The 19,921-nt window shown below is 67.3% G+C and carries 15 protein-coding genes; 8 read left to right on the top strand and 7 right to left on the bottom strand.

Annotated features, from left to right (window positions below; translation table 11 throughout):
- Positions 1-206 precede the first annotated feature (206 nt).
- The gene (locus tag U1H82_RS10360) at positions 207-1,604 is read right to left on the bottom strand and encodes a M20/M25/M40 family metallo-hydrolase (RefSeq protein WP_322964851.1); all 1,398 of its coding nucleotides are present in this window, start codon (positions 1,602-1,604) and stop codon (positions 207-209) included.
- Positions 1,605-1,882: 278 nt separating this feature from the next.
- Between U1H82_RS10360 and U1H82_RS10355 the strand changes: the two genes are divergently transcribed.
- Positions 1,883-2,536 carry a queuosine precursor transporter gene (locus tag U1H82_RS10355; RefSeq protein ID WP_322964850.1) on the top strand — a complete coding sequence of 218 codons (654 nt, stop codon included), beginning with the start codon at positions 1,883-1,885 and terminating at the stop codon, positions 2,534-2,536.
- Positions 2,537-2,584: 48 nt separating this feature from the next.
- Positions 2,585-3,484 (top strand): acetylglutamate kinase, encoded by a 900-nt coding sequence (gene argB, locus U1H82_RS10350; RefSeq protein WP_322964849.1) that lies wholly within the window; start codon positions 2,585-2,587, stop codon positions 3,482-3,484.
- Between the two features lie 193 nt (positions 3,485-3,677).
- Here argB and U1H82_RS10345 read toward each other — a convergent pair whose 3' ends face one another.
- Positions 3,678-3,839, bottom strand: a complete 162-nt coding sequence (locus tag U1H82_RS10345; protein WP_322964848.1) for a DUF1674 domain-containing protein — start codon at positions 3,837-3,839, stop codon at positions 3,678-3,680.
- 68 nt (positions 3,840-3,907) lie between these two features.
- Between U1H82_RS10345 and U1H82_RS10340 the strand changes: the two genes are divergently transcribed.
- The 4 genes from U1H82_RS10340 to purH all read left to right on the top strand — a co-directional run bounded on the left by U1H82_RS10340 (position 3,908) and on the right by purH (position 9,738).
- Positions 3,908-5,251, top strand: a complete 1,344-nt coding sequence (locus U1H82_RS10340; protein ID WP_375339513.1) for an RsmB/NOP family class I SAM-dependent RNA methyltransferase — start codon at positions 3,908-3,910, stop codon at positions 5,249-5,251.
- 32 nt (positions 5,252-5,283) lie between these two features.
- Positions 5,284-5,940, top strand: a complete 657-nt coding sequence (rpe, locus tag U1H82_RS10335; protein ID WP_322964847.1) for a ribulose-phosphate 3-epimerase — start codon at positions 5,284-5,286, stop codon at positions 5,938-5,940.
- Between the two features lie 16 nt (positions 5,941-5,956).
- Positions 5,957-7,699, top strand: a complete 1,743-nt coding sequence (locus tag U1H82_RS10330; RefSeq protein WP_322964846.1) for a heparinase II/III family protein — start codon at positions 5,957-5,959, stop codon at positions 7,697-7,699.
- A 419-nt stretch (positions 7,700-8,118) separates the two neighbouring features.
- Entirely contained in the window at positions 8,119-9,738 is a 1,620-nt protein-coding gene (gene purH / locus U1H82_RS10325; protein ID WP_322964845.1) for a bifunctional phosphoribosylaminoimidazolecarboxamide formyltransferase/IMP cyclohydrolase, read from the top strand.
- Between the two features lie 174 nt (positions 9,739-9,912).
- On the opposite strand, the gene U1H82_RS10320 is transcribed toward purH, so the two are convergent.
- Complete coding sequence (locus U1H82_RS10320; protein ID WP_322964844.1) at positions 9,913-11,427, bottom strand: lipopolysaccharide biosynthesis protein; 1,515 nt, start codon at positions 11,425-11,427, stop codon at positions 9,913-9,915.
- 208 nt (positions 11,428-11,635) lie between these two features.
- On the bottom strand, positions 11,636-14,410 hold the full coding sequence (gene polA, locus U1H82_RS10315; RefSeq protein WP_322964843.1) for a DNA polymerase I: 2,775 nt from the start codon (positions 14,408-14,410) through the stop codon (positions 11,636-11,638).
- Between the two features lie 287 nt (positions 14,411-14,697).
- Between polA and U1H82_RS10310 the strand changes: the two genes are divergently transcribed.
- Positions 14,698-15,054, top strand: a complete 357-nt coding sequence (locus U1H82_RS10310) for a hypothetical protein (protein ID WP_322964842.1) — start codon at positions 14,698-14,700, stop codon at positions 15,052-15,054.
- Between the two features lie 74 nt (positions 15,055-15,128).
- Here the strand turns inward: U1H82_RS10310 and U1H82_RS10305 are convergent, their stop codons facing one another.
- Both U1H82_RS10305 and nadB read right to left on the bottom strand, forming a co-directional pair.
- Positions 15,129-16,268, bottom strand: coding sequence for a serine hydrolase (locus U1H82_RS10305; RefSeq protein ID WP_375339523.1), 1,140 nt, complete (start codon positions 16,266-16,268; stop codon positions 15,129-15,131).
- 235 nt (positions 16,269-16,503) lie between these two features.
- Positions 16,504-18,081 (bottom strand): L-aspartate oxidase, encoded by a 1,578-nt coding sequence (gene nadB, locus U1H82_RS10300; protein WP_322964841.1) that lies wholly within the window; start codon positions 18,079-18,081, stop codon positions 16,504-16,506.
- A gap of 88 nt (positions 18,082-18,169) precedes the next feature.
- Between nadB and U1H82_RS10295 the strand changes: the two genes are divergently transcribed.
- Positions 18,170-18,949 (top strand): energy transducer TonB, encoded by a 780-nt coding sequence (locus U1H82_RS10295; protein ID WP_322964840.1) that lies wholly within the window; start codon positions 18,170-18,172, stop codon positions 18,947-18,949.
- A gap of 156 nt (positions 18,950-19,105) precedes the next feature.
- Here the strand turns inward: U1H82_RS10295 and pdeM are convergent, their stop codons facing one another.
- A complete protein-coding gene (pdeM, locus tag U1H82_RS10290; RefSeq protein WP_322964839.1) occupies positions 19,106-19,768 on the bottom strand; it encodes a ligase-associated DNA damage response endonuclease PdeM in 663 nt (220 codons plus the stop codon).
- Between the last annotated feature and the right edge of the window lie 153 nt (positions 19,769-19,921).

Here is a 19,921-nt window from a genome sequence, read left to right as displayed (position 1 = left end):
CTGGAATCGTCATTGCGAGCGTAGCGAAGCAATCCAGAGCGTCTTGCCCGGACACTGGATTGCTTCGCTACGCTCGCAATGACGGATCGGGTCGAACTGACGTCATCGCGCTCTAGGTCAGATGACGTCAGTTTGACCCGAATCCAGCTCATGCCATCTTTCTCCAGGGTTGCAGGTCGGAGAGCTGGCCTCCCCGGTTCGCCCCCTCAATAGGCATAGGCCCGGACCAGATCGTAGAGGTAATCCCGGCCGTCATAGAGCGATTTGACCCGGATGCGCTCGTTCAGGCCGTGGATGCCCGACATGTCCTTCTCGATGAAGATGCCCGGTGCGCCATAGACAGGTATGCCGATCGTCTGGAAGAAGATGCCGTCGGTCGCGCCGGTCGACATCATCGGGACCAAGGGCACGCCGGGGAAGTGCTTCGCCGCCAGCGTCGTCATCGGCCCGATGATCTTGGGGTCGAGCTTGGGCGGGATGGCGGTGGGGCGGACCGGCTGGTTGGCGGTGACGGTGATCCTCGGCCCGGCCAGTTGCCGGAGCTTGGCCAGCGTTCCCTCGACTGTCTCGCCGGGGAAGATACGGCAGTTGATATTGGCGGTGGCGCGCTGGGGCAGGGCGTTTTCGGCATGGCCCGCCTGCAACAGCGTCGCGACGCAGGTGGTGCGCAGCGTCGAATGCAGCGCCTTGTCCTGGCTGACGATCGCATCCGCCGGCTGGTCGTTCGGATCGGCGAGCAGCCGGGTGATCGCGCCGGCCAGCTGGCCGCCGACCTTCTGCGCGGTCGCGGTCAGGAAGGCGCGGGTCGTGTCGGTCAGGTGGATGGGAAACTCGTAACCCTGCACCGCCTTCACCGCATCGGCGAGTTCATAGATCGCGTTCTCGGGTGTCGGCTGCGAGCTGTGACCGCCCGGATTGGTCGCGAGGAAAGTATAGTTCTGCGCCGCCTTCTCGCCGACCTGCACCGCCAGCAATTCGCGCTTGCCGTCCGAGTCGAGCCGCCCGCCGCCGCCCTCGTTCAGGACGAACTCGGCCGCGATCAGATCGGGCTTGTTCTGCGCCAGCCACTCCGCGCCGTTGAAGGCGAAGGTCGTTTCCTCGCCACAGGTCAGCGCCATTTTGATGGTACGCTTGGGCGGGGTCTTTTTCAGGCGGATCAGCGTGTCGGCCCAGATCGCGCTCATCGCCTTGTCGTCGACGGTGCCGCGGCCATAGAGGAAGCCGTCCTCCTCGATCAGCTTGAACGGATCGCGGGTCCAGTCCTCGCGCTTGGCCTCGACCACGTCGAGATGGCCGAGCAGCAGCATCGGCTTCAGGCGCTTGTCGGTGCCGGGCAGAACCGCGACGATCCCGCCGTCCTTGGGATGCTCGGGGACCGAGAACAGGGTGATGTCGGCATCTTTATAGCCCGCGGCCTTCAGCCGGTCGGCGATCTGCGTGGCGGCCTGGGTGCAGCTGCCGACCGACAGGCTGGTATTGGTTTCGACCAACTGCTTGTAGAGGTCGAAGAACGCCGTCTGGTCGGGGCGGGTCTGCGCCGCCGCCACGCCGGGCAGCAGTGCCAGCGTCGCGGCCACCCCGCCAAGCCATTTTGCCAACCGCATGTGCCATCCCCTTGTTTTCGTTTCGGTGGGAATAGAGCGGTTCGGACGGTTCGGTGCAAGGGGAGGGCCATGCCCCTCCACCACGCCCTTGCGGGCGCGGTCCCCCTCCCCAAGCACAGCTTGGGGAGGATTTGAGCGTTATTCCTCCCCAAGCTGTGCTTGGGGAGGGGGACCATGCGCAGCATGGTGGAGGGGCATGGCCGCAGGCCATATCCCGGTGTAGCGAGGAAACGCGCCTAATCCTTTGCCCCGGCCCGATTTCGCGCTAGCAGTCGCCGATGGACCAGCCCGACGTCGCATCCCGCCCCCGCCTGATCTCGCCCTCGCTCTTTGCCCTGTCGATCTTCTACGGCGGCATGGTGTGCATCGCGGGCGTGTTGGGCAACAAACAAGTGGCGCTGGGGCCGCTGGCGGTGGAGGCGGGCATCTTCGCCTTCCTGCTGCTGGTCGTGACGTCGAGCGCGGTGGCGGAGCTGCACGGCCCCCAGGTCGCCGGGCGGCTGGTGCGGGTGGGCTTCGTGCCGCTGCTGGTGTCGCTGGCTTTGTCCTGGGTGGTGTGGATGCTGCCGCCGTCGCCCGAGATGATCCCGGCGAACCGCGACGCGATCCAGCTGGTGCTGGGTTCGACCTGGCGGATCTGGCTGGGCGGGATCGTCGCCTATGGCGTGTCGCAGACGCTGAACGTCACCATCTTCGCCGCGCTGAAGGGGCGGGAGGGCAGCAAGCTCCTCTGGCTGCGCGCGGCGGTGGCCAGCATGCTCAGCCAGGTGGTCGACACGCTGCTGTTCGTGACCATCGCCTTTTACGGCGAGTTTCCGGTCGGCCCGCTGATCGTGGGGCAGATGATCGCCAAGGTGACGCTGTCGGCCGTGCTGGTGCCGCCGCTGATCTATGTGTTCGTGGCGCTCGGGCGACGGCTCGACCGCGCCTGATCCATATTGCCGGTTTTCCCCGCTCCCGACCCGCGATAAAGGGCGGGAATGACCAACCACGATCCCGACGCCGCCCTGCTCGCCAAGGCCGAGACGCTGACCGAGGCGCTGCCCTATCTGCAGCGTTATGCGGGCAAGACCTTCGTGGTGAAATATGGCGGCCACGCCATGGGCGACCCCGAGCGGCAGCGCGACTTCGCCGAGGACATGGTGCTGCTCAAGGCGGTCGGCATCAATCCGGTGGTGGTCCATGGCGGCGGTCCGCAGATCGGCGCGATGCTCAAGCGGCTGGGCGTCGAGTCGCAGTTCGTCAACGGCCTGCGCGTCACCGACCGAGAAACCGCGCAGATCGCCGAGATGGTGCTGGCGGGGTCGATCAACAAGGAAATCGTCAGCTGGATCTCCGCCGCCGGGGGCCGCGCGGTCGGCATCTCGGGCAAGGACGCAGGCCTCGTCATCGCCGAGAAGATCCAGGGGCGCGAGGCCGATCCGCTGAAGGGCATCGAGCGCCATGTCGATCTGGGCTTCGTCGGCGAGCCGGTCGCGGTCGACCCGCGCCTGATCGAAAGCCTGTGCGCCGACGGCATCATCCCGGTGATCGCGCCGGTGGCGATCGGGCTGGACGGCCATACCTATAATATCAACGCCGACACCATGGCGGGCGCGATCGCCGCGCGCCTCCATGCCTCGCGCTTCTTCCTGCTGACCGATGTTGCGGGCGTGCTGGACAAGCAGGGCGAGCTGATGACCGACCTGAACCCGGCGAAGATCGCCGAATTGCGGACGGATGGCACGATTTCGGGGGGGATGATCCCGAAGCTGGAGACCTGCGTGTCGGCGGTCGAGGCCGGGGTGGACGCGGCGGTGATCCTCGACGGGCGTGTGCCGCACGGCATGCTGCTGGAGATTTTCACCAAGCAGGGCGCGGGGACGCTCGTTCGTCGGTGATGCGCGGGGCGGGGTTGAGGGCGTGGCCTTCGACTTCGCTCAGGCTGAACGGCGGTTGGTTTATAAGCTCTCGACTCTAGCCGCTCCCCTCCCGCAGGCGGGAGGGGATGGGGGAGGGCAGGCCCCAAGCGATAGACTCTGCGAGGCCCCTTGCCCTCCCCAAACCCCTCCCGCCTGCGGGAGGGGCTTAAGGTCAGAAATCGACCGCCACGCCCTTCAATTCCCAGTCCCCGTATCGCACCGGGTTCTTGCCCAGCGGATCACCTTCCGGCTCCGGCTTGGCCTCGGGCTGGGGCACCGGCGGGTTTTCCGAGAGATAGGCGGGCGGCTTCACATGGTCGGGGCGCTGGCCCATGGGCGGTCCTTTCGACTAAAGGGGCGGAATATTGCAGCCCATGTCGGGGTTGCCAGGAGTTTTGCCAAGTGACACGTCCTCCCCAATCGCCGACCCGTGGCCGCCCCGATCGCCGGGGTGCGCCCAAGGGCGAGGACCGGCGCGGGCGGCAGCAGCGCCCGACCGAGCCGCTGGGCACCGCCGCCCGCCGCGCCGCCATCCGCCTGCTCGACGCGGTGCTGCGCCGGGGGGAGCCGCTGGAGGCGGCACTCGCCTCGGCGACGCGCTCGCTGGCGGGTGGCCCCGATCGCGGCCTGGCGCACGCCATTGCGGCGGAAACGTTGCGCCGCCTGCCCGATCTCGACGCGCTGATCGACTCGGCGACCAAGCAGCGCCTGCCCGACGATGCCAAGGCGCGGTTCGCGCTGCGCATCGCGCTCGTTCAGGTGCTGGCACTGGGCACGCCGCCGCATGCGGCGATCGCGACCGTGTTGTCGCTGGTCGATGGCGGTCCACGCAAGCTGGTCCACGGCGTGTTCAGCACCATCACCAAGAGCGGCGTCCTGCTCCCCGAAATCCCGGCATTGCCCGAGGCCACTGAAGCGCGCTGGGAAGCGAATTGGGGCGAGGAGATGGTCGAGGCCGCCGCCCATGCCATCGCCGCCCCGCCGCCGCTCGACCTGACGCTGGCTGATCCGGCCGCGACCGCCGAATGGGCGGAAAAGCTTGGCGGGGTCAGCCTGCTGCCCGGTCATGTCCGTCTGCCTTCGGGCCATTCGGTCATGGAGTTGCAGGGCTTTGACGAGGGCGCTTGGTGGGTGCAGGACCTTGCCGCCTCGATCCCCGCGCGTCTGCTGGGGCAGGGCAGGGGCCATGTGTTCGATCTGTGCGCCGCGCCGGGGGGCAAGACGCTGCAACTCGCCAGCGCCGGTTGGACCGTCACCGCGATCGACCAGTCCGAGTCGCGACTCGCGCGCCTGACCGAGAATCTGGAGCGCACCAACCAATCGGCCGAAATCGTCACCGCCGACCTGCGCGAATGGGCACCGAAGGAGCAGGCCGACGCCATCTTGGTCGACGCGCCGTGCAGCGCCAGCGGCATCTTCCGCCGCCACCCGGATGTCCTCTACCGCGTCCGCCCCGCGATCATCGCCGAGATGGCGACGTTGCAGCGGTTGATCCTGACCCGCGCTGCCGACTGGCTGAAGCCCGGCGGCACGATGGTCTATGCCACCTGCTCGCTGGAGCCGGAGGAGGGCGAGGCACAGATCGCGGCGTTCCTGGAGGCGCGCCCCGATTACGCGCTGGTCCCGATCACCGGCGACTGGCCGGGCATCACGACCGAGGGCACGATCCGCACCCTGCCGACGATGCTCGCAAAGGAAGGGCGGCTCGACGGGTTCTTCATCGCGATGTTGCAACGCAAAGGCTGACTTGGGCGCGATATGCGCGTAAGGGGGCGTGCATGCTCCCCGTGCGTATCGCTCCCTCCATCCTTTCCGCCGATTTCGCCAAGCTTGGCGAAGAAGTTCGGGCCATCGACGCCGCAGGCGCCGACTGGATTCACATCGATGTGATGGACGGGCATTTCGTGCCCAACATCACCATCGGCCCGGCGGTGGTGAAGGCGTTGCGCCCGCACACGACCAAGCCGTTCGACGTGCATCTGATGATCTCGCCGATCGACGCCTATCTGGACGCCTTTGCCGAGGCGGGGGCGGACACCATCACCGTGCACCCGGAGGCGGGGCCGCACATCCACCGCACGATCCAGCACATCAAGGGGCTGGGCAAGCGCGCCGGGGTCGTGCTGAACCCCGCGACGCCCGCCAAGATGCTGGATTATCTGATCGACATGGTCGACCTGGTCCTCGTCATGAGCGTCAACCCCGGTTTCGGCGGGCAGAGCTTTATCGAGAGCCAGCTCAAGAAGATCGCCGCGATCCGCAAGATGATCGATCATTCGGGCCGCGCCATCGATCTGGAGGTCGATGGCGGTGTCGATCCCACCCATGCCAAGCGCTGTATCGAGGCAGGCGCCGACGCGCTGGTCGCGGGCACGGCGGCGTTCCGGGGTGGCCCGGAGCATTACGCCGCGAACATCGCCGCCCTGCGCGGCTGAGCGGGCATTGACCGAAATGCGCGATCGCATGGGGGCCGAAGAGGCCCGTATCGCCGCCGACAGCATCGAAGAGGGCAAGCGCCTCGTCCGTGTCCAGACCGGCGGCCTGTCGCTCGCCGATCGGTTGAGCGAGCATCTCCACCGGCTGACCTGGCGCACGCCGCTCCATTCGCTGCGGCTGAAGGGGCGGCATCCGCTCAAGCTGATGGCGGTGCCCGAGGACCCGGTGCTGGGCGATATCGAGCGCGGTCATGCCCTGCTCGGCGGGGTGCTCGACTGGCGCGGTGAAGAGCGCGGGGTCGAGTCGATCGACTTCGCCCGGCCTGACTGGTCGACGGGCTTTGCCGATCACCTGCACAGCTTTGCGTGGCTGCGCGACCTGTCGACCGTCGCGACTCGGGCGCAGGGCGCGCCGATCGCCGAATATCTCATGGGCCGCTGGCTCGACGCCTTTGCCGAGACGGTGGATGCCACCGCCTGGCGGCCGGACCTGTGGGGGCGGCGCATCCTGTTCTGGACCGCGCATGCGCCGCTGATCCTGTCGTCGACCGATCTCGTCTATCGCTCGCGGGTGCTCAACACGATGGCGCGCGGGGCGCGGCATCTGGATCGCGGCGCGGACAAGGCCCCGGCGGGCGTGGCGCGGATCGCGGCCTGGTGCGGCGTGATCGCGGCCGGATTGCTGCTGGCGGGCGGCGATCCGCGACAGGCGTTCGGCGAGGCGGGGCTGGCCCGCGCGCTCGACACCGGGCTGTTCACCGATGGCGGCGTCATCGCACGCAGCCCGGCGGTGCAGCTCGACGCGGTCATGCTGCTGACCATGATGCGCGAAGTCTATGACGCGCGGGGTCTGCCCTTCCCGGATCAGTTCCAGACGCGGTTGCAGCGGATGATCTCGGCGCTGCTCGGCGTCATGCATGGCGACCGCGCGCTGTCGAGCTGGCAGGGCTCCGGCCCCGAGACGCCCGAGCGCATCGCCGCCGTCATCGAGGCATCGGGCGTGCGCACCCGGCCGCTGCGCCAGGCAGGTGACTGGGGCTATCAGCGCCTCGCGGCCGCACAAGCGGTGCTGGTCATGGACGCCGCCCCGCCGCCGATCGCCCGCGCGATCGAGGGTGGTTGCGCCTCGACGCTCGCCTTCGAGTTTTCAGACGGCGCGCAGCGGATCGTCGTGAATTGCGGCGGCGCGCGCGCGACCGTGGCGCAGGTGCCCGCCAGTCTAGCGCACGGCCTTCGCACCACGGCGGCGCATTCGACGTTGACGCTGGGCGACAGCAACTCCACCGCGATCCACGCCGACGGCACGCTGGGGCGCGGCGTCGCCCAGGTGGAGTTGAGCCGCCAGGAATCGGACGCGGCGAGCCGGATCGAGGCGAGCCATGACGGTTATGTCCGCCGCTATGGCTTTACCCATCGCCGCCAGCTGCTGCTGACCGGCGACGGTCGCGAGCTGCGCGGCGAGGATGCGCTGCTGCCCGAGGGGCGCAAGCGGCAGGCGGGCGCTACCCATTTCGCTTTGCGCTTCCACCTCGGCGACGGAGTCGAGGCGATGGTGACGGCGGAGAGCGGCCAGGCGATCCTGCGACTGGAAGACGGCGCGCTCTGGCAGTTCCGCTGTCGCGGCGGTGTGCTGGCGATCGAGGAGTCGCTGTGGATCGACGGCACCGGACGGCCGGTGGCGACGCAGCAGCTGGTGGTCACTGGCGAAACGCCAGCGGGCGGCGCGCATGTCAGTTGGGCGTTCAAGCGGGCGCTTTAATCGGGATGGTTCGCGCAGAGGCGCGGAGGACGCAGAGATGGCTGGCTTGCCGCGCTGACAAGACTTCTCTTCTGCCCAGTTGGTAATCCGAGCGGTTTGTCACCGGGTCAAACCCCTCCGCGTTCTCCGCGCCTCCGCGCGAACCATCCTAATTCCTCCCCTGTAAGGGGAGGTGGCAGGGCGCAGCCCTGACGGAGGGGTGTCGCCCTCTCGATAGCGCGACACCCCTCCACCAGCTTCGCTGGTCCCCAGTGACAGGTCGATCATGCCCCCGGCATGATCTGGATTGTCTGGGAGGCAATCCACCTGCCACTCCTTACAGGGGAGGAATAACACTTCCCCGAATCACATTTTGCGCTTCGGCGAATCGGAGTCTATCGGGTCCGCAAACTCCTTCCAGTATCAGGACTCGCTGCTCGATGGCCGTATCGCTCCCCACCGCTCCTTCCGTCGATCTGGTGCCGGTCCGCCGCGCGCTGCTGTCGGTGTCCGACAAGACCGGCGTCATCGACCTGGCCCGTGCGCTGGCCGAGCGCGGGGTCGATCTCGTCTCGACCGGCGGCACCGCGAAGGCAATCCGCGACGCAGGGCTGCCGGTGCGCGACATCTCCGAGGTCACCAACTTCCCCGAGATGATGGACGGCCGGGTCAAGACGCTGCACCCGATGGTCCATGGCGGCCTGCTCGCGGTGCGCGACGACCCCGCCCATGCCGCCGCGATGACCGAGCACGGCATCGGCGCGATCGATCTGGTGGTCGTGAACCTCTACCCCTTCCAGCAGACCGTCGCGAAGGGTGCTGAACGGCCCGAGATCATCGAGAATATCGATATCGGCGGCCCGTCGATGGTGCGTTCGGCGGCCAAGAACCATGGCTATGTCTCGATCCTGACCGATCCGGCCGACTATGCCGATTTCCTCGCCGATCTGGCGGCGAATGACGGCGCCTCGACGCTGAAGACCCGCCAGCGTCTCGCCGCCAAGGCCTTTGCCGCCACCGCCGCCTATGATTCGGCGATCGCTCAGTGGTTCGGCTTCGTGGATCAGGGCGAGGCCTTCCCGGCCACCCTGCCGCTCGCCTTCACCAAGCACCCCGAAACGCTGCGTTACGGCGAGAACCCGCATCAGGTCGCCGCGCTCTATCTGCCGCAAAAGGGCGGTCAGGGCATCGCTCAGGCCGAGCAGTTGCAGGGCAAGGCGCTGAGCTACAACAACCTCAACGACGCCGATGCCGCGCTGGAACTGGTGAGCGAATTCCTCGACGGCCCGCCGACCGTGGTGATCGTCAAGCACGCCAACCCCTGCGGCGTGGCGAGCGGCGAGACGCTGCTCGAGGCCTATCAGGCGGCGTTTGCCTGCGACACGGTGTCGGCGTTCGGCGGCATCATCGCCTGCAACCGCCCGCTCGACGCCGAGACGGCCGAAGCGATTTCGGGCATCTTCACCGAGGTCGTGGTGGCCCCCGATGCATCCGCTGAGGCGCGCGCGATCTTCGCCAAGAAGAAGAATCTGCGCCTGCTGCTCTCGGGCGAACTGCCCAACCCGGCGCGCCCCGGCCTGATGATGAAGTCGATCGCGGGCGGCCTGCTGGTCCAGAGCCGCGACAATGGCCGCCTGACCGACGATATGCTGAAGGTCGTGACCAAGCGCGCGCCGACGGAGCAGGAACTGGCCGATTGCCGCTTCGCCTGGACGGTCGCCAAGCATGTGAAGTCGAACGCCATCGTCTATGCCAAGGGTGGCTCGACCGCCGGTGTCGGCGCAGGCCAGATGAACCGCCTGGAATCAGCGCGCATCGCGGCATGGAAGGCGAAGGACGCCGCCGACAAGGCGGGCTGGGCGGAACCGCGCACCATCGGGTCGGCGGTCGCGTCGGACGCCTTCTTCCCCTTCGCTGACGGCCTGCTGGCAGCGGTCGAGGCGGGCGCGACGGCGGTGATCCAGCCGGGCGGCTCGATCCGCGACGACGAGGTCATCGCGGCGGCCGACGAAGCGGGCCTCGCGATGGTGTTCACCGGCATGCGCCACTTCCGGCATTGATCCTTATTCCTCCCCAAGCTTGGCTTGGGGAGGGGGTGTGGGGACGAGATTGTGCCGGGGGCACAATCCTCGTCCCCACACCGCGAAGCGGTGGTGGAGGGGCAGAATCACTGGCCGGGACACCCCTCCGTCAGTCCTTCGGACTGCCACCTCCCCTTGCAGGGGAGGAAAAGATCAGCGCGTAATTCCGCCTGCGTTCGGCAGCGTCGCTTCCTCCGCGCTCGGTGCTTTCCCGAACAGCGCGCGGTCGGCTGGGCCGAACGCCCAGCGCCATAGGATCAGCAGATAGGTCACCGCGATCGCGGGTTCGCCGAACAGCAGCTCGGCCCATTCCAGTCGCTTGGGCAGCAGCGTGAACGCGCCCCCGACGACGACCGCCGCACCCGCCGCCCAGACCAAAGGCCAGCGGAAGGGGGACACAGGCGCTTTCAGGATACCCGACAACACCCGCGCCTTGATGACCGAGGTCATCGTCACGCTCATCGCCAGCGCCACCGCCGGACCTGCCGCCGCCCAAGTCTCGGGCCAGCCGAGCGTCCGCATGCCGATAATCAGCGCGAAGCTCAGGCCGATCTGCACCCCCAGCATCGCGATCGAGATCATCAGGTTGCGGTGCCGCGCGGTATAGACCAGCGCCGATTCACACACCGCGCCCGTGGACGCCAGCACCTCGGCGAACAGCAGGAAGGCGAGCGCGGCGGTGCCCGAGACGAATTGCGGGCCGACCACGCCCATCACGCCTTCGCCCGGAATCGATCCCATCAGCGCCAGACAGCCCTGCGCCGCCATGATCCAGAACGCGACCTGCCGCACCTGCCGCGCGATCGCGCCCATATCGCCATTGGCCAGGCTCTGGGTGATGACCGGCCCCAGAATCGGGTCGAAGCTGGTCTTCAGCTTCTGCGGCAAGGACGCGACCTGCTGCGCCATATAATAGATGCCGACCACGCGCGGCTCGAACATCACGCCCAGGATGAAGCGGTCGACATTGCGCGTCCCCCATTCCAGCGCGTCCGCGCCCGCCAGCGGCGCATTGGCACGGGCGAGCGCGAAGACGCGGGCAACGTGCGGCGTCCAGCCATGCGGCAGGCCATAGCTGCGCAGGAACGGCACCAGGCTGGCGATCAGCGCCGCCGTCATCGACGCGACATAGGACAGGACCAGGCCGTCGCGGATCGTGAAGAAGGAAAAGACCCAGGCGGCGATCGAGATCGTCCAGGGCTCGATCACCGCGCGCGCGGTCACGGTCGCCTTGACGTTATGGCGATAGGCGAGCGCGGCCAGGCTGACGTCGGACCAGGCGATGGCGACGATGATGCAGGGCAGCCATCGGTCCAGCCCGGTGATCGCGCTGTTGGGATAGAGAAGCTCTGGGAAATTCCACAGCAGCGCGCTCGCCGCAAGCGAGGCGAGGAAGGCCAGCGCCATCGCGTCCCAGACGATATGGACATGCGGCCGGTCGGTCGAGGACAGCGCCTGCGCCAGCCCGCGCTTCATGCCCAACGTCGCGATCAGCGCGGCCAGCTCGACCACGACGACCGCGATGGCGAAGCGCCCGACCAGATCGGGGCCATAGATGCGGCCTGCGATGAACAGAAACGGGATGCGCGCCGCCAGCCGCAGGATAAACCCCGCGATATTGGTCCGCCCGCCCTTGGCGAGCGCATCGATGTCCTGGGTCTGGGCCATCAGAGGACGCGGAATCCTAAAGTCGGTCGAGATGCATATCTTCCTCCCCTGCAAGGGGAGGTGGCAGGCCGAAGGCCTGACGGAGGGGTGTCACCGCCAGTGAGGATCATTGCCGTATCGGACGGCCATGCCCCTCCACCATGGCGATAGCCATGGTCCCCCTCCCCAAGCATAGCTTGGGGAGGAATGGGGGTGAGGGAAGTGCGGATCAATGCGCCGCGCCCCAGCTCTTGCCGAAGCCGATCTCGACGCCCAGCGGCACGGACAGGACGACCGCCGGTTCGGCCGCGCCCGCCATGACTTGGCGGATCACCGCGCCTGCCGCCTCGGCATCCGCCTCGGGCGCTTCGAACACCAGTTCGTCATGCACCTGAAGCAGCATCCGCACATGGCCGAGGCCCGCAGCGGCGAGCGCGGGTTCCATGCGGACCATGGCGCGCTTGATGATGTCGGCGCTGGTCCCCTGGATCGGCGCGTTGATCGCGGCACGCTCGGCACCCTGGCGTTCGCCCTGGTTGCGCGAGGCGATGCGTGGGAAATGCGTCTTGCGCCCGAACAGGGTCTCGGTGAAGCCCTTCTCGCGCACGCTCGACAGCGTTTCAGCGATATAGCGGTTGATGCCGGGGAACCGCTCGAAATAGCGGTCGATCATCGCCTGCGCTTCGTCCGCCGACACGTCGAGGCGACCGGCAAGCCCCCAGCGCGAAATGCCGTAGAGGATGGCGAAGTTGATCGTCTTGGCCCGCCCGCGCGTGTCGCGATTGACCTCGCCGAACAGCTCCTTGGCAGTCAGGCTGTGGATGTCGTCGCCATTGGCGAAGGCATCGCGCAAAGCGGGCACGTCGGCCATATGCGCGGCGAGGCGCAATTCGATCTGCGAATAGTCGGCGGCGATCAGGACATGGCCGTCCTCGGCGATGAACGCCTCACGCAACTGCCGCCCGACCTCGGTGCGGATCGGGATGTTCTGGAGATTGGGTTCGGTCGAGGATAGGCGGCCGGTCTGCGCGCCGGTCAGGCTGTAGCTGGTATGGACGCGGCCGGTCTTGGGGTTGATCTGCGCCTGGAGCGCGTCGGTATAGGTGCTCTTCAGCTTGGACAGCTGGCGCCATTCCAGGATCTTGCGCACGATCTCCGCCGCGTCGCCGCCGTCGCGGGCCAGGCGTTCGAGTTCGGTCACGTCGGTCGAGTAAACGCCCGACTTGCCCTTGCGCCCGCCCTTCAGGCCGAGCCGGTCGAACAAAATCTCGCCCAGTTGCTTGGGGCTGCCGATGGTGAAGGGGGTGCCCGCCATCGTGTGGATTTCGCCTTCCAGCGCAAGGATCTGTCCGGCGAATTCGGTCGAGAGTTGCGACAGGCGATCGCGATCGACCTTGATCCCGCGCCGCTCCATGCCCGCAATGACGGGGACGAGCGGCCGGTCGACCATTTCGTACACCCGCGTCGCCTGCTCCATGGGCAGCCGCGCCTTGAACCGCTTCCACAGCCGCAGCGTGACGTCGGCATCCTCGGCGGCGTAGCGGGTGGCGAGTTTGAGATCGACCTCGTGGAAGCCCAGCTGCTTCTTGCCGGTGCCGACCACTTCCTTGAAGGCGAGGCAGGTGTGCGACAGATGCGTCGCGGCCAGCTCGTCCATGCCGTGCCCGTGCAGGCCCGCATCGAGGTCGAAGCTCATGACGATGGTATCGTCATGCGGCGCGATCGCGATGCCGCGCTCGCCCAGCACGATCATGTCGAACTTTAGATTCTGGCCGATCTTCAGGACCGACGGGTCCTCGCACAGCGCCTTGATCCGATCGAGCGCCGCCGCGACCGGAATCTGCACCGGGACTTCCGACAACAGGTCGGTGCCGCCATGGCCGAGCGGGATATAGCACGCCTTGTTGGGCGCCAGGCACAGGCTGACCCCGACCAGCTCGGCCTGGGTCGCGTCGGTCGAGCTGGTCTCGGTATCGATCGCGACGAAACCTTGGTGACGCGCCTCGGCGACCCATTGGTCGAGCGTTTCCAGGTCCTGCACCGTGATATAGCCGTCGAGATTGCACGGCTCGTCATCGTCCATCGGCGCGGACGGAGCGGCTTCTCCGGCGGCGGGAGCAGGCGCGGCGTCGTCGGTGATCTGGCCCATCTTGGCGATCAACGAGCGGAAGCCGTGATGCTCCAGGAACGCACGCAACGGCGCATCCGGGATCGTCGGGTGCAGCGCCAGTTCCTCCAGCGGCTGCGGCAGCGGTGCATTGCACTCCAGCGTGACCAGCCGCTTCGACAGCCGGGCATTGTCGGCATGTTCGATGAGGTTATCGCGAAGCTTGCCCTTCTTCATCTCGGGCGCGGCGGCGAGCACGGATTCGAGGTCGCCATGCTCGACGATCAGCTTGGAGGCGGTCTTAGGCCCGACACCCGGCACACCCGGCACGTTATCGACGCTGTCACCCATCAGTGCGAGCACATCGCCCAGCTGCTTCGGGCCGACGCCGAACTTCTCTTGGACGTACGCCTCGCCCAGACGGCGGTTGTTCATCGTGTCGAGCATGTCGAGGCTGCCATCCTCGACCAGCTGCATCAGGTCCTTGTCGCCCGAGACGATCGTGACCTGCCACCCTTGCGCCATCGCGGCGCGGGCATAGCAGGCGATCAGGTCATCGGCCTCCAGCCCCGCTTCCTCGATGCAGGGCAGCGAGAAGGCGCGGGTGGCATCGCGGATCATCGGGAATTGGGGGACCAGATCGGGCGGGGGCGGGGGCCGGTGCGCCTTATACTGGTCGTACATCTCGTTGCGGAAGGTCTTGGACGACTTGTCGAGGACCACCGCCATATGGGTCGGCCCGTCGGCGGCGTTGATCTCGTCCACCAGCTTCCACAGCATGGTGGTATAGCCATAGACCGCCCCCACCGGCTCGCCATGCTTGTTCGTCAGCGGCGGCAGGCGGTGATAGGCGCGAAAGATATAGCCGGAGCCGTCGACGAGATAGAGATGGGGCATATGCTCGCGGTTTAGCGGAACAGAGAGAGGGTAAACAGCCCCCGATGTTAGCGGTTTTTTGGGTTTGTGGCGGATGGGCCACGTTGTTGAGATGGTAAGGTGCGCCAGAGCCAGTCGACGTTCAGGCTGCACCTTTGCCATTCCTCCCCTGCAAGGGGAGGGGGACCATGCGAAGCATGGTGGAGGGGTGTCCCCGGCCGCGAGCTTTGACTGCCCTTTCCTATGGGGACACCCCTCCGTCAGGCCTTCGGCCTGCCACCTCCCCTTACAGGGGAGGAATAAAATGAATGTCGATTGGTCTTGGAAAGCGGACTTGTGCGAAGGCCCTCATCGCGTATTCTCGGCACATGCAATCAGCAGCCAACCCGGGCCGACCAATTGTCAGTTTGGCTCTGGCCATGCTCGGGCTCACGTTCGGAGCGTTCGCGCTTCAATTCGCTCTTATATCTTCGCCACATTACGGTTGGCTCCTTCACCGTTGGGCGTTGTTCTTCCTGCTCGCAAGCTCGGCTGCTTCGCTCGGGTTCTATGTCGGCGGTCGAAAAACCCGGTGGGCATCTTTTGCCGTGCTGATTGTCCTGGCGGTGAGCGCGATTGATCCTTTGTTTCGGATAATTTTTTACGGCAGTTGGTGGGACATCTGACTTCTTCACTTCGCGGCGGTGACATGCCTTATGGCAAAAAGTCAGTCATTCGCTCATTTGAGCCCCTCTGACTATCAATTCGCCACCGTCACCGGCCCACGCGGCGGACCCGCCGCATTGGCCACCGCCGCCGCGACGTTCTGGATCAGCTGTTGCCGCTTGCGGATATCCTCGGTCGTGTCGCCGATCATCACTGCGATGGCGAAGCGGCGGCCATCCGGCGCCGTCAGCAGGCCGACATCGTTGAAGCCCGCATTGCGGCGGCCCAGATCTTGGCCGGTGCCGGTCTTGTGGGCGATGGTCCACCCCGAAGGCACGGCGGCGCGCAGGCGGGCATGGCCGGTACGCGAGGCCTCCATCGTGTCGATCAGAATGCGGGTCGAGGTTTCGGACAGCAACTCGCCGCGCGCCAGCCGGGCGAGCGCATCGGCGATGGCGATGGGCGCCGCGCCATCGGGCGGATCGCTGACATAGGCATCGAGGGCGGCCTTGCGCGCCGCCGGGTCGAGCCGGTTGCGCGCCGCCTGGAACGCGCCCGCCGCCGCGAAGGCGGGCTGCCACGTCAGACCGGCGGTCTTGGCCTGGAGCAGCCGCTCACCGGGACCGAAGCGGATATCGCCCAGCCGCTTGGCGGCGATCATCGCGCGTACCGCCTGCGGGCCGCCGACATAGGTCAGCAGCCGGTCGTTGGCGGTATTGTCGCTCATCGTCAGCGCACGGTTCAGCAGCTCGCCGACCGTGGTGTGGTAACCGTCGCCCTTGACCAGCATCGCGATCGGCTGGTGGAAGACGGTCAGGTCTTCGCGGCGGACGACGATCGGCTCGTCCAGACGGGCGCGGCCCTTGTCGCGCAGATCGAGCAGGGTGATCGCGACCCACAGTTTCGACACCGATTGCTGCGGCAGGCGCTGACGGCCGCCCACCTCGACCGTCCAGCCGTCATCGACCGCGCGGACCGCAATGCCCTTCTTGCCGGTGAACCCGGCGGACAGCTGGTTGATCGTATTGACCAGTCCGGCGGGTGCGGCGGGGGCACGGCTGGGACGGGGCGGGGGGAGCGGCATCGACACCGAAACCTGCGGATCGGCAACGCTGGGAGCATGGGACGTCGCGCCGGGGCGTGAATCAGCCCCACAGCCTGCGAGCCCCAAGAGAAGAAACCCGGCAGGCCAAAGACGCAGCCCGCCGCTCGATACTCGCTTCGTCACCGCAATACCCCGCTACACACGAATATCCTTACGTGTTGACCGGGTGGGGGAAATCCCCGTGTACAGGCCTTGCGACGAAAGGCCGCAAGGGCGCGATAAGATGCGAAACCTCCGCATTCCTCCCCTGCAAGGGGAGGGGGACCAGCGAAGCTGGTGGAGGGGTGTCCCCCTCTCGATAGGGTGACACCCCTCCGTCAGGCCTTTGGCCTGCCACCTCCCCTTCCAGGGGAGGAATGGGGGATCAAGGAATCAGGATCGTGTCGACCGCGTCCGCCAGCGTCTCGGGATAATCGAGCGTATAGTGCAGCCCCCGGCTTTCCTTGCGATGGAGCGCGCAGCGGACGATCAGCTCGGCGGTCTGGAGCAGGTTGCGCAGCTCGATCAGGTCGGGGGTGACGCGGAAATGGCCGTAATAGTCGTTCACCTCGTCGGTCAGCATCCGGATGCGATGCTGCGCGCGCTCCAGCCGCTTGGTGGTGCGCACGATGCCAACATAATTCCACATGAAGCGGCGGATTTCGGTCCAGTTCTGCTTGATGACCACCTCTTCGTCCGAATCGGTGACGCGGCTTTCGTCCCAGGCGCGGATGGCGGGCGGCGGGGGCAGGTCGTCCCAATGCTGCGCGATATGGTTGGCGCACGCCTCGCCATAGACGAAGCATTCGAGCAGCGAGTTGGACGCCAGGCGGTTCGCGCCGTGCAGCCCCGACTGGGTGACCTCGCCCGCGGCATAGAGGCCGGGCAGGTCGGTGCGCCCGTCGCGGTCCACGATCACGCCGCCACAGGTATAATGCTGCGCGGGCACAACCGGGATCGGCTGCACCGTCATGTCGATGCCCAGCGAGAGCAGCTTTTCGTGGATGTTGGGGAAATGCTCGCGGACGAAGGCGGGCGACTGGTGGCTGATGTCGAGATGGACATAGTCCAGGCCCAGCCGCTTGATCTCATGGTCGATGGCGCGCGCCACGATGTCGCGCGGCGCGAGTTCGGCGCGGGGGTCGAGATCGGGCATGAAGCGGTGGCCCGTCTCGGGGATTTTCAGGTGCCCGCCCTCGCCGCGAACCGCCTCGGTAATCAGGAAATTCTTGACCTGGGTGTTGTAGAGGCAGGTCGGGTGGAACTGCATGAACTCCATGTTGGACACCCGCGCGCCTGCGCGCCACGCCATGGCGATGCCATCGCCGGTCGCGCCCTTGGGGGCGGTCGAGAATTGATAGGTGCGGCCTGCGCCCCCGGTCGCCAGGATCGTCGCGCGGGCGGTGTGCAGGACGACGCGGCCCGTCCGGCGGTCGACGGCATAGATGCCCCAGACATTCCCCGCCCCCGAATAGCGCATTTCATGGCGGCTGGTCGCCAGGTCGATCGCGACCTGATCGGGGACCATGGTGATGTTGGGATGCGCGTCCGCCGCCTTCAGCAACGCGTCGAGCACCGCCCAGCCGGTCGCGTCCGCCACATGCACGATGCGGCGATGCGAATGCCCGCCCTCGCGCGTCAGGTGGAGCATATTGCCCTCGGTCGCGAAGGGGACGCCCAGCTTCTGCAACCGTTCGATCGCGGCGGGGGCGTTCTCGACCACGAACTCGACCGTGGCACGGTCGTTCAGGCCTGCACCTGCGACCATCGTGTCCTCGATATGGCTGTCGAAGGTGTCGCCGGGTTCGAGCACGGCGGCGATGCCCCCTTGCGCCCAGGCGGTCGAGCCCTCGTTCAGCTTGCCCTTGGCCAGCACCGTCACCTTGAACCGGTCGGCGAGGTTCAGCGCGGCGGTCAGCCCGGCCGCGCCCGATCCGACGATCAGGATATCGGATTCGGTCATGCGCGGGCTCCTTCGGGCGCGGTGGCTGGATACATGACCGTCCTGTGGCACGGACGGGGGACGGGGGACAGGGGGTAAGCGGCTTGTCTTGGGCGGTGGGCCTTCCCACTTCCTGCGCATGACGCTGGCCCGGCCCGATTGGCGCGACCGTCTGCGCGCCGCGATCCCCACGGGGTTGATCGTGGGCGTGATGGGCTATGCGTTGATTATCGGACTGGGCTTCGCGCCGCCCCTGCCGACCCCCAGCGAGGCGCTGGACAGCTTCGACGTCCGCCCGCCTGCGCCGCCACCGCCGCCCCGCATCCAGCCCAAGCGGGTCCAGACCCACCGCCCGCGCGGGGCCGCCGCCCCGCCCAACCTCCGGTCGCAGGCGACGGAAGTGGTTGCGCCGCCGCCGGTGGTCGTGCTGCCGCCCATATCGCCGGTGATCGCCGCGCCGGTGGCGGGCACCGGCGCGCAGGCCAGTCAGGGCGCGTCGGACAAACCCGGTCCCGGCACCGGGGCGGGCGGGATCGGCAATGGCACGGGCAGCGGCGGGTCGGGTGACGGCGACGGCTATGGCGACGACACCCCGCCGCGCCGGATCAAGGGCCGGATCAAGGATTCCGACTATCCGCGCGAAGCCGCCGAAGCGGGTATCAGCGGCAGCGTGACGGTGCGCTATTTCGTCAATGTCGACGGCCGGGTCAGCGGCTGTGTCGTAACCCGGAGCAGCGGCAACCGCGCGCTGGACGAGACGACCTGCAGCCTGATCGAGAAACGCTATCGCTACGACCCCTCGCGCGATGCGGACGGCCGGCCGGTGCGCTCGATCATCGTCGTGAGCCAGGACTGGATCTTGGAGCGCGAGCCGGCAGAGGGGCGATAGGGCCAAGCCCATTCCTCCCCTGCAAGGGGAGGGGGACCATGCACAGCATGGTGGAGGGGTGTAACCGGTTGTTGGAGCAACCGAACCTCACCAAGCGGGACACCCCTCCGTCAGGCCTTCGGCCTGCCACCTCCCCTTCCAGGGGAGGAATTGGAGTCACGCCGCGACAGGGAAACGCAGCATCCGATCACGCACTGGCACCAGCGCTTCGGCGGGGCGACCGATCGCCTGGCGCAGCGCGGGGTGTTCGACGTCCAGCCCGCCGGTCAGCGCCCCGAAGGCGGGCAGGATCAGCTTGTTCGCCGTTCCCACGAAACAGCGCCGCGCGACCAGCTTGCCGCGCACCCGCAGCCGCAGCTTGGGATGGAAATGCCCCGACAATTCGGGGCGCGTCTCCGCCGGATCGGCCTCGTGGCGCAGGACCAGCCCGTCGACCACCGCTTCCTCCGTCACCGCACCCCCACAGCGGTCGCGCAGCACCGGATCGTGATTGCCGGTGATCCACGTCCAGTCGGTCGCGCCGGTCAGCGCCAGCAGCATCGCCCGCGCCTCCGGCAACAGCCGGTCGCACCCCTCGGCATCGTGGAAGCTGTCGCCCAGGCACCAGACCGCGCGCGCACCCGTCCGGGCGACGATCGCGGTCAGCGCGGTCAGCGTGGCGAGCGAGTCATAGGGCGGCAGCATCTGTCCACCGCCCGCATACCAGCTCGCCTTCTCCAGATGCAGGTCGGCGACCAGCAAAGCGCCGCGTGCGGGCCAGAACAGCGCGCCATCGGCCAGCGCCTGAAGGGCATGACCGCCGAACGAAAAGGGAACCATTTCCTGTCCATGCGCTTGACGCCGGGCAATATCAAGCGTTTGCAGGGGCCGATCGAAAGCCCTTGCTTCGGGCGCGCAGAAGCGTAAAGCGCGCCGTCCTTTTGGCACAGGGGGTTCCGGCGGGCATGACGGGGACGGCAACCGACATGGGTG

Origin of the sequence: Sphingomonas fuzhouensis (assembly GCF_034659795.1) — a bacterium.
GTDB lineage: Bacteria > Pseudomonadota > Alphaproteobacteria > Sphingomonadales > Sphingomonadaceae > Sphingomonas > Sphingomonas fuzhouensis.
The sequence above is the reverse complement of the archived record's forward strand: the minus strand, read 5'-3'. Positions and strand labels throughout refer to the sequence as shown.